10 protein-coding genes, 1 tRNA gene and 1 pseudogene are annotated in these 9,855 nt (G+C 68.8%); 6 read left to right on the top strand and 6 right to left on the bottom strand.

Going from position 1 to position 9,855, the window contains the following annotated elements; genetic code table 11:
• Nucleotides 1–604 precede the first annotated feature (604 nt).
• Entirely contained in the window at nt 605–958 is a 354-nt protein-coding gene (locus tag ACFWXC_RS02125; protein WP_384471542.1) for a hypothetical protein, read from the top strand.
• A gap of 446 nt (nt 959–1,404) precedes the next feature.
• Here the strand turns inward: ACFWXC_RS02125 and ACFWXC_RS02120 are convergent.
• Nucleotides 1,405–1,742: pseudogene (locus tag ACFWXC_RS02120) on the bottom strand (thioredoxin family protein).
• Nucleotides 1,743–2,302: 560 nt separating this feature from the next.
• Nucleotides 2,303–3,442 (bottom strand): helix-turn-helix domain-containing protein, encoded by a 1,140-nt coding sequence (locus ACFWXC_RS02115; protein WP_384471539.1) that lies wholly within the window; start codon nt 3,440–3,442, stop codon nt 2,303–2,305.
• 87 nt (nt 3,443–3,529) lie between these two features.
• Here ACFWXC_RS02115 and ACFWXC_RS02110 point away from each other — a divergent pair, with 87 nt between their 5' ends.
• Both ACFWXC_RS02110 and ACFWXC_RS02105 read left to right on the top strand, forming a co-directional pair.
• The gene (locus ACFWXC_RS02110) at nt 3,530–4,585 is read left to right on the top strand and encodes a ferredoxin reductase (RefSeq protein ID WP_384471536.1); all 1,056 of its coding nucleotides are present in this window, start codon (nt 3,530–3,532) and stop codon (nt 4,583–4,585) included.
• A gap of 7 nt (nt 4,586–4,592) precedes the next feature.
• The gene (locus ACFWXC_RS02105; RefSeq protein WP_384471534.1) at nt 4,593–5,711 is read left to right on the top strand and encodes a fatty acid desaturase family protein; all 1,119 of its coding nucleotides are present in this window, start codon (nt 4,593–4,595) and stop codon (nt 5,709–5,711) included.
• A gap of 525 nt (nt 5,712–6,236) precedes the next feature.
• Here ACFWXC_RS02105 and ACFWXC_RS02100 read toward each other — a convergent pair.
• Nucleotides 6,237–7,175: an AraC family transcriptional regulator gene (locus ACFWXC_RS02100; RefSeq protein WP_217558096.1), complete on the bottom strand. Its 939-nt coding sequence runs from the start codon at nt 7,173–7,175 to the stop codon at nt 6,237–6,239.
• Between the two features lie 111 nt (nt 7,176–7,286).
• Here ACFWXC_RS02100 and ACFWXC_RS02095 point away from each other — a divergent pair, with 111 nt between their 5' ends.
• Together ACFWXC_RS02095 and ACFWXC_RS02090 are read left to right on the top strand one after the other, a co-directional pair.
• Nucleotides 7,287–8,135 (top strand): NmrA family NAD(P)-binding protein, encoded by an 849-nt coding sequence (locus ACFWXC_RS02095; RefSeq protein ID WP_384471531.1) that lies wholly within the window; start codon nt 7,287–7,289, stop codon nt 8,133–8,135.
• The gene (locus tag ACFWXC_RS02090) at nt 8,132–8,581 is read left to right on the top strand and encodes a nuclear transport factor 2 family protein (RefSeq protein WP_384471528.1); all 450 of its coding nucleotides are present in this window, start codon (nt 8,132–8,134) and stop codon (nt 8,579–8,581) included. The genes ACFWXC_RS02095 and ACFWXC_RS02090 overlap by 4 nt, the downstream gene beginning before the upstream one ends.
• A gap of 94 nt (nt 8,582–8,675) precedes the next feature.
• Here the strand turns inward: ACFWXC_RS02090 and ACFWXC_RS02085 are convergent, their stop codons facing one another.
• A complete protein-coding gene (locus ACFWXC_RS02085; RefSeq protein WP_384471525.1) occupies nt 8,676–8,864 on the bottom strand; it encodes a hypothetical protein in 189 nt (62 codons plus the stop codon).
• 137 nt (nt 8,865–9,001) lie between these two features.
• Here ACFWXC_RS02085 and ACFWXC_RS02080 point away from each other — a divergent pair, with 137 nt between their 5' ends.
• Nucleotides 9,002–9,193 (top strand): hypothetical protein, encoded by a 192-nt coding sequence (locus ACFWXC_RS02080; protein WP_384471522.1) that lies wholly within the window; start codon nt 9,002–9,004, stop codon nt 9,191–9,193.
• A gap of 2 nt (nt 9,194–9,195) precedes the next feature.
• Here the strand turns inward: ACFWXC_RS02080 and ACFWXC_RS02075 are convergent.
• A tRNA-Leu gene (locus ACFWXC_RS02075) sits at nt 9,196–9,280 on the bottom strand.
• Between the two features lie 138 nt (nt 9,281–9,418).
• The gene (locus ACFWXC_RS02070) at nt 9,419–9,844 is read right to left on the bottom strand and encodes a MarR family winged helix-turn-helix transcriptional regulator (RefSeq protein WP_384471519.1); all 426 of its coding nucleotides are present in this window, start codon (nt 9,842–9,844) and stop codon (nt 9,419–9,421) included.
• Nucleotides 9,845–9,855 lie beyond the last annotated feature (11 nt).

Raw genomic sequence — 9,855 nt, 5'->3', positions numbered from 1 at the left:
CGCCGCCCTGTGCATACCTCACCCGCACTGGACTACCGGCTCGGAGGGCCCGATGTCCGACGAACGGGACCGACATCACGCTTTCAGGTTCAGTAGCAGGCGAGAGCCGGCGGCGGACAGCCGGGGCACTGTGGATTGCCGACACCCGGCGGCCGGTGTTACTGGAGGAGACCGGTTGATGTCGCAAAGCCAGATGACGGCGCCACACACGGATCGAACCACCGCTTCCGGTTCTGTCTGCTCGTACGAGTGAGGGGACGTGTCCGATCATCGCCTCGGGCCGTTGAGGGGAACGGCTCGCTCCGGTTGCTGAGTTGAGCGCCATCTTCCCTTTTTTGAAAGGCACTTCGCCATGCGTCGCACCGCTGCCGCCTCGGCCGTCGCCACGGCCCAGAACCTGATCACGGGCGTAGTGGTGACTGCCACCAACGTCACCGGCACCCTGTAGCCGCCCCTGGCGCGGACGATGCCCGCGCCAGGACAGCCCGCATGGGCACGGAAGACATTTCTCCCGCCCCGTTCAGGGGAAACACGGCCTACCAGCGGCTTTTCCGGATAACCCGGAAGCGCCTGAGCAAGCCCCCCTCCACGTAAGGACCCCACTTTGTTGCGTCTACGCGCCATCGCCTTTGCCGCCATCAGCACCCTGACATTGCTCGTCGCCACCCCCGGCTCCGCCCACGCCACCGTCGGCACCTTCACCTACAGCTACGTCGACTCGGCCGGAAATACGCTCAGGGACAGGCTCGAAGATCCTAAGAGCAACGTTTGCCACAACATCGAGCAAGCGGACGACCCGGACGCCGAGAAGCCCGCGCACTCGCCCTATAACCGCACGGACGACAAGGCCTATGTCTACGCGGAACCAGACTGCGAGGGCACGGAATACGTCCTGGCCAAAGAGGTCGGCGAGGGAGGCGCGGGCATGGAGTTCCGCTCCGTGATCTTCATGTCGTGACATCGGCGTTCCGGTTCTGACCGGGCCAGGGCCCGTACCGGAGCCGATGCGCCGGTGCGGGTCGGTCGGCCGTATGCGGCCGTACATCACGCCACGGCTGGCAGCTCACAGGGCAGCCCGTGCTCGCCGCGCAGTGCCGCTCAATCTTCGCTGCGAAAGGTCAGAACCCGCGGCGGCCGACCGACCCGCTGACCCTGCTCCACGCTCTCCCGTCCAGCTCGCCGTCGTCACGAGCGACCGGGTCGTGCTGCGCTCCCGTCGCGGCACGGACATGACGCCGGCGTTCCCTGATATCCGGGCGGCAGCGCTCGACCAGTTGCCGGTGGGCACCGCCCTGGACGGCATTATGTGACCCGTGGGGTGTCTCAGCCCCAAGGTGTCTCAGGCGGCGCAGCTCCCATAGACGAGACGTGACGGGCGTCGCGGCCACGTGCCGCAGCGGCCGCTCAGAGGTGGCCGTCCAGGAACTTCGTACCTCGGCGGTGGTCATAGGCCCCGTGCCGTGCGCCACCGCCTCTCCCTCCTTCAGCAGGACGTAGGACGGGGCTCCGGTGATCCCGTATCGCTCGGTTGCGGCCGGACAACGCGTGATGTCGGCGCGGACGGCCGTCAGGCGGCCCGTGTAGTCGTCGGCGATGCCATCCACGACGCGGTCCATCACCCGGCAGGGGTCGATTGCCTTGGGCCATGTCCCTGTGAAGTATGCGAGGACCGGAACTCCGCTCATCCCGAGGATGAAATTGAACTCCGCGTCCTCACGGGGTCGGTGAACCCGCTTCGTCATGGATACTCCTGACCTCACGTTCCGTCATTCCATCCCCATCATCCCTCGAGCGGTGTGCCAGGCCGACCCGGTTGGTCGTCCGGTTGACCTGTCGGAAGGGAGGCACGGGGCCGTCGCAGAACCACGGTGGTCCCCGGCGGGAGCGGCCCGGCCCCCGCCCCTGGTGACCCGGCCTGGCCGCCCCGCCGGTCACCCAGCTGCAGCCCGCCGCGCGCCCGTGGGTCAGCCCGTGCCAGGACAGCGCCCTCCACGACGACATGAAAGCCGTTTTCCAGGGCGTAGCGGCCCAGCTCATCGACCTGATGCTCGATGAGCGCGTCGACGAGCGGGCCGGAGCGCATCGTCCACCGGATCCAGTCGAGCCGTATCTGTCACCGCGCTTCTCAGAGACAACGCCCCCGACGGGCTTCCCGAGGCCTTGTCCGGTCTTCACATCAACCCCCGGTCTCAGCCGGCTGATACCGATCTTCCCGCGCCGCATGAGCCAGCTGATGGCACCGAGAACGAGGCACGATTCCTGGACCGCTCGCGGACGCGGCCGTGGACGGTCGAAGTACGCGTCAGCTGACCCGAAGACCGACCGCCAGCGTCAGTTCAAGGACCCGGTGTGGCGATGCGAGATCCGGAAACAGCTCCCGCAGCTGCGACATCCGGTATCGGACTGTCTGGGGATGGACGAACAACGCCGCCGCCACCTCGTCCCGCCTGCCCTGGTGCAGCAGCCACGCCCGCAACGTCTCCTCCAGCCGCCGTGCGGTGGCGACAGGCAAGGTCCGCAACGGTGCGAGGGCTCGGGCACGCAGGTCTGCGAACGCGGCCGCGTCGGCGCTCAGCACCAGCTCGGGCAGGTGGTCCTCGGTGTCGCGAATATCGGAGGAGAGGGAGCGCGCGCGTGCGGCTCGTGCGTACGAGGCGGACGCGCGAGCCCATGGCCGGGCCGGGCCGACCACGGCGGTGCGGTCGGTGAGCTGCCGCAAGAGATGTGATCGGTCGGCATCGGGGACGAGCAGCACACCGGTGGCGTCCGGCAGATCGTCGAGGACGAGGGTGCTCGGGTCGAGCGTGCGGTAGGCAGGCCGGGCCTGGGCGGCGGGCAGCAGGACCGCGGTCAGCGAAACCGGAGGCTGCCACCCGGCCCGTTGAACAGAGGCCAGCAGCACGTCCGGGCTCGCGCCGGCGAGGAGGTCGCGGGCCAGGTGCTCCAGGTGGCGCTCCTGGGCCCTGCCCCGGGCGGCCAGTTCGTCGGCGTGGCCCGCGGCGCTCGCGGCGGAGAGCTCGTCGATGTAGGCGAAGGTCAGCTCGGCGAACTTGGCGACCTCGGCGGCCGGCAGACCCGCGGGTACGGCACCTGCCGCCAGGCATCGCCAGGCCACGCGGGCACCGACGCGGTAGGCGCTGAGCAGGGCGTCCATCGAACGGCCGTCCCGGACCTCGCCACGGCCCAGCTCGTAGGCTGCGTCACCGGCGTCGCCGCCTGTGGCGTTCCCGCTCGCGAGGTCCAGGTAGTTCCCCAGGGCGGTGCGGACGGCTCGGCGGATGGTGACGCCCATGCGGCCCGAAAGGGCGTTGGCGTAGGGAGGGACCTCGTCGATGATCGCCTGGACGACCTCATCGGCGGTGCTCGTCAGCGCGGCCCGAAGTGCGGTGACCGTCGTCTCATCCAGGGCCAGTTCGCTGGCCCTCTCGATTGCATGGCTCACGTTTTTGTTCCCTGCGAACAATTCAGCCGACCAGATTCACGTCCTGCGGTCAGGACTTTACGCCCTGAGGCGCAGCAAGCTGGAGCCATGACGAGTGCAGCCCTTCGCAGCAGGGCGTGGAAACTGCTGGAGATGGTCACGACGCCGCTGCTGCCGTCGGACTACCTCGACCTGGTCAGCCCCCTGCGTGCGGGCGCCGACCTGCGTGGGCGCATCGAGGCCGTGCACCCCGAGACGGGTGACGCCGCGACCATCGTGATCAGGCCGGGACGGGGCTGGCGCGGCCACACGGCCGGTCAGTACGTGCGGATCGGGGTCGACGTCGACGGGGTGCGCCTGTGGCGTGCCTACTCCCTCACCTCGCCGACCGACCGCCAGGACGGCCGCGTCACGATCACCGTGAAGGCGATCCCGGACGGCAAGGTCAGCAACCACCTGGTCCGCAGGACCAGACCGGGCACGCTGATCCAACTCGACCAGGCGACCGGTGACTTCGTGCTGCCGAAGGCCAAGCCCGCCAAGGTGCTCTATCTGACGGCCGGCAGCGGCATCACGCCCGTGATGGGCATGCTGCGCGACTCCGAGTTCGACGACGTCGTCATGGTCCACTGCGCGCCGCAGCCGCACGACGTGATCTTCCGCAACGAACTGCACGACCTGGTCGCGGACAAGAAGCTGCGGCTCACCGAGGTGCACACCGACACGGACGGCACGCTCGACATCGCCCGTCTCGATGAACTCGTGCCCGACTGGGCTGAGCGCGAGACCTGGGCCTGCGGGCCCACGGGCCTGCTCGACGCCGCCGAAGGGCACTGGAGCGAGCACGGCGTACGAGAGCGCCTGCACACCGAACGCTTCCGCCCCGGCATCATCGTCACCGGCGACGGCGGTGAGGTCACGTTCAGCGCCACCGGCAAGACCGTCGACGCGGACGGCGCCACGCCGTTGCTGGACATCGGCGAGGAGGCCGGCGTGCTCATGCCCTCCGGGTGCCGCATGGGCATCTGCTTCGGCTGCGTCACGCCGCTCAAGGCGGGCGCCGTCCGCGACCTGCGCACCGGCGAGATCACCGCGGCCGAGCCGGGCGTCCTCATCCAGACCTGCGTGTCCGCCGCGGCGGGCCCCTGCGACATCGAACGGTAGGAGCACCTTGACCGCCATCGACCCCACCGCCCACCTGACCGCGGAGCAGATCGAGGAGCTCGGCCGCGAGCTGGACGCGATCCGCGACGAGGTGATCGCCGGCCGCGGCGAGAAGGACGCCGCCTACATCCGCAAGGTCATCTCGGCGCAGCGCAAGCTCGAACTGGCCAGCCGGGGCGTGCTGCTGTTCTCGTTCTTCCCGCCCGCGTGGCTGCTCGGCACCGCCGGTCTGTCCGTGGCGAAGATCATGGACAACATGGAGATCGGGCACAACATCCTGCACGGCCAGTGGGACTGGATGCGGGACCCGAAGATCCACTCCACCACCTGGGAGTGGGATCACGTCTCGCCGGCCGAGCAGTGGAAGCACTCGCACAACGAGCTGCACCACACGTACACCAACGTGATCGGCAAGGACAACGACCTCGGCTACGGCATCATGCGCGTCGACGAGGACCAGAGGTGGCACCCGATCTACCTCGGCCAGCCGCTGTGGAACTTCCTCAACGCATGCTTCTTCGAGTACGGCATCGCGGCGTACGACCTGGAGCTGGGCAAGAACCTGAACAAGCGCCGCCGCAAGAACCCGGAGTTCCGCGCGCGGGCCAGGGCCGTGGGCCGCAAGATCCGCAAGCAGGTGCTCAAGGACTACGTGATCCACCCGCTGCTGTCGGGCCCGTCGTTCCTCACCACGCTCGCCGCCACGTTCACCGCGAACCTGGTCCGCAACATCTGGTCCCACTCGGTGATCATGTGCGGGCATTTCCCCGAGGGCGTGCAGGTCTTCGAGCGCCGGTCGATCAAGGGCGAGACGCGCGGCCAGTGGTACCTGCGCCAGATGATGGGCTCGGCGAACATCAGCGGCAGCAAGGCCATGCACTTCATGACCGGCAACCTCTCCCACCAGATCGAACACCACCTCTTCCCGGACCTGCCGAGCAACCGGTACGCCGAGGTCGCGGTGAAGGTGCGCGCACTGTTCGAGAAGTACGAGCTGGAGTACGTCACCGGGCCACTGCCCAAGCAGGTGTTCTCCGCGTGGCACAAGGTCTTCCGGCTCTCGCTGCCGAACAAGAAGCCCAAGGTCAAGACGCCGGAGCGCGAGCAGGAGCTCGTCGCGGCCTGATTCCCGGTATTGGTTCAGATCTTTCGGCCGTACCGGCGGCACCACCGGGTTCGGTGAGATCCGTTGCGGACGGTGGGCGACCGCGACATCAGACCGTACGCCACGGGATCCGGGCAGCCCGGTGTCCGGCTGCGCTGCCTGGACGTGCGCCAGGAGCTCAGCACACAGCCCCCGGCGAGGTGTTGTAGTGCGCTGACCTGCCGTGGTCAGGCCGGTAGTCGGGTGCGTACGCGCACTCGGACTGCCGACGGGCGGGCTGGGTGGAAGGCATGGGCTGTGACGTGGACACTGCCGGAACCGATACTCGCCGCCCCTGTGTCCGATCCTGCCGTGCCGCCGGGGTGGGCGGGTGAGCCGAAGCAGGACGGAGGGCGGGCCCTGGTCTGCATCGACGTGGGCCGGGTAGTGCTGCACTCACGGCGGGGCACGAGCCTGGCGGCTTCGTTCCCGGAGATCGAATGCGGGAGCAGCCGGCTGCCGGACGCGACAGCACCGGACGGCGTTATGCGACCTGCATGACGCTGCTCACGAGCCGTGGTGCGTGGTGAGCAGTCGCGTCTGGGCGGCCGTTCGCTCCCTCTGTCGCCAGGTTCCGGGCGGTTCTCCGTGGTGGCGGCGGAAGGCTGCGGCGAAGGCGAAGGGGGAGCCGTAGCCGACGGCGTCGGCGATCTGGGGCAGGGTGAGATCGTCGGCGCGCAGGTGGTCGCGGGCGATGGTCATGCGCCATTCGGTCAGATACTGCATGGGGGCCTGACCGAGAGCCTCCCGGAACACCCGCGCGAAGGCGGCCCGGGACAGGCCGCTGACCGCGGCGAGTTCAGGGACCGTCCACGGGTGGGCCGCGTTCTCATGCATGGCTTGCAGCGCGGCTCCCAGCCGCGGGTCCGCGGCCGCCCGGTACCAGCGCGGTGCGGTCGCACTGCGACGAAAGTCGCTGCGGATGGCCAGGACGAGCAGCAGATCCAGGAGGCGGTCCAGGACGATCTGCTGGGCGAGCTCGTTGCGGACCAGTTCGCGGGACAGCAAGGTGATCACGTCCCGCAGCGGATCGTCATCGGCCGCCGAGAGGGTCATGACCTGGGGCAGCGCGTCCAGCAGCCCGCTGCCGACATCGCCGGAGAACTGGTAGGCGCCGCACAGGAAAACGGTGGCCTGCGGGTTGTCCCCGGGGCGCGACTGGGCGTGGCGTGCCCGGAACTCCTCCGGCTCCAGGCAGGCGGCGCCCGGCTCATGCCCGATGTAGTGGTCCGGTCCGCCGCGTACCAGGGTGACGCTTCCCGGTATGAGCTCCACGGTGCTGTCGGGGGTGTTCAGCCAGAGGTAGCCGCGGCCGCGGACGACCGTGTGTACCGACAGCTGTATCGAACCGCCCAGCCGCAGGCCCCACGGCGGCTGGGCGACCGTCCGCGCGAACACCGCGCCGGTGGCGCGTGCCCGCACCAGGTGGTCAGCTAGCAGGTCCATGGGATCAGCTTGACCAGCACGAGTATCCAGGGTCAAGGTGTGAGAGCTTTACGTAAAAGTCCGAGCAAATCACGCATGGATTGTCTCGCTCTGGGCTTCGAGCATGGAGTCATGAACAACGAAGCACCCATCGCACTCATCCTCGGCGGCACCGGCCGGACCGGCTCGCTGCTGGCCGACGCGCTCGCCCAGCGAGGGATCATCCCCCGTACCGCGGCACGAAGCGAAGCGGACGTCCGGTTCGACTGGGACGCCCCGGCCACCCACCAGGCCGCCCTGGACGGCGTTGACCGCCTCTATCTGGTGACACCCACCGCGCGTATCAGCTACGCCGGCCAGGTCAGGGCCTTCCTGGACCTCGCCGAGGCGGCCAGCGTGCGCCACGTCACCTACCTGAGCGTCTACAACGCCGACCAGGCGCCGACGGAGGTCGACATCGCGGCCGTCGAGGCCGATCTGGCGTCCCGGCACGGCATCACGCACTCGGTCCTGCGCACGTCGTGGGTGATGCAGAACTTCGCCGACGACCACCTCCCGGTGATCGACGGAGTGATCATGGTCCCGAGCGCCGGCGGCAGGGAAGCCTTCGTCGACGCGGCCGACATCGCGGCGGTCGCGGCCCAGACGCTGCTGGACCCCGAAACCCACGCCGGCGCCACCTACTCGCTCACCGGCCCGCAGGCCCTCACCTTCCAGGAGGTCGCGGACATCATCGCCGCCGTGAGCGGCCGCCCCGTCGCTTACCACGACATCGACCAGGAAACGTGGATCAACGGCGCGCTCGCCGCAGGAGTCCCCGCCGACTACGCGGTGATGATGCGCTGGCTCACCGGCAGCGTCATCGCCGGCAACGGTGCTACGCCCACCGGCGACATCGAGAAGGTCACCGACCGGCCGGCCACCACCTTCCGCGCGTTCGCCGAGCGCACCGCCCACGCCTGGACCCCGGAGGCGAAGTGACCAAGGCCGTTGACGACAAGGCTCCCTTCGGGGCGAACAGCCCGTTCTTCCGCATCATCAAGGAGGGGCTGGACGGCCTGGTCGACGGGGAGGACTACTACGACCTGCTCGCCGAGGACGTGGTCTTCGAGTACGTGATCACCGTGCCGGGCTACCCCCGGCGGGTCGAGGGACGCCAGGGGATCATCGACCTGTACAGCGACTACGGGGACTACATCAAGCTGCACGGCGCGGACAACCTCCGCGTTCACCGGGACCCCGAGACCTCGACGGTCGTCCTGGAGTACGAGGTCCACGGCACGTCGGCGGTGACGGGACGGCCCTACGACAACCGCTTCGTCTCCGTCGTGACCGTCAAGGACCGCAAGGTGACGCACTGGCGCGACTACCTGGATCCCATCGCCGTATTCGACGCGCAGGGATGGCCAGCGGACCGGCGCTCGTAACAGCCGGCGCACCCGCCGCGGCCACCGTCACCCAGAGGCGATCGGCTTCCTCACCAAGGCGCTCAACGCCTGAGCCCTGGCGCCACGCCCGCCTTCAAGACGTCACGGGGAGAGAGGCTACGTTGCCGCCGGGCTGGTGGAGAGCTTCGCGCAGGGCGGCATTCTCCGCTTCGAGTTCGGCGTTACGCAGGGTCAATGCCTGGATGTGGTTGGCGTAGGCGGCGATGGTGGCGCGCGCCTCTCGCTGCTCTACCGATCCGGCCCGGGACTTCGATGCGGTCATCGTCGGTTCCAGCGAACGCGCCTTCTACGGCAACCAGTTCTCAGCCATGGCCCCGCTGTTTGAGCACTACGGGGTGGAGGTGTGGGTACCGGAACTGCGGCGCCATCGACCCGCAGATCGCCGGCCAGGAAGAACTCATGATCCTCCTCGGCATCCTCTCCAAACGGGAGATCACCCGCGCCCGTATCCGGGTCCGCAGCGCGATGACCGTACAGACCCGCGACGAGGAAGTCAGAAGCCTGCCAAAACGAAGAACACCCGCGCCCGGCCAGAAGCCAGAAGCGGGTGCCAGTCTGCCCTGCCCGCGAAACGGTACTCAGGGCCAGTGATGTGTCCGAGGGGGGACTTGAACCCCCACGCCCGATAAAGGGCACTAGCACCTCAAGCTAGCGCGTCTGCCATTCCGCCACCCGGACCAGGTGTCTGCCGCCTGACCGGGGGTGTTCCCCGCGGCGACATGGACAACAATACCAAGCTTTCGGAGTGCCCTTCACCTGCGTTTCCGTCGGCATCTCCGCAGGTGGGACACCCCCTCACCGTGCGTGTCCGATCGGCTACCGAGCCGGGAGCAACGCGCGCAGGGCCCGCACCAGCGTCGCGGCCGTCTCGTCGTCCAGCGGCGCGAGAAACCGCCGCTCGGCCGCCAGCCGCGCCTCCTCGGCCCGCCCCATCCGCTCACGCCCGGCGTCGGTCAGCTCGACGATGTTGCGCCGCCGATCCTGGGGACTGCGCCGCCGCACGACCAGCCCTCGCCCCTCAAGGCTGTCGAGCAGGGCCACCATCGTCGTGCGATCGACCCCGAGCCGCCCGGCCACCTCGATCTGCGACAGCGGCTCGGCCCCGGCCAGCACCACCAGCACCACCAGTTCGTGCCCGTCCATGCCGTACGGCGCGAGCGCCTCGGCCGAACTCCGCGTCAGCTCGGTCTGGACGTGCTTGAGCAGGTAGCCCAGCCGGGATTCGAGGGGATCACTGACCATGCCGTAGACGA

Source organism: Streptomyces sp. NPDC058683 (genome assembly GCF_042716195.1).
Lineage (GTDB): Bacteria > Actinomycetota > Actinomycetes > Streptomycetales > Streptomycetaceae > Streptomyces.
This window is presented reverse-complemented; position numbering and strand designations above follow the sequence as displayed.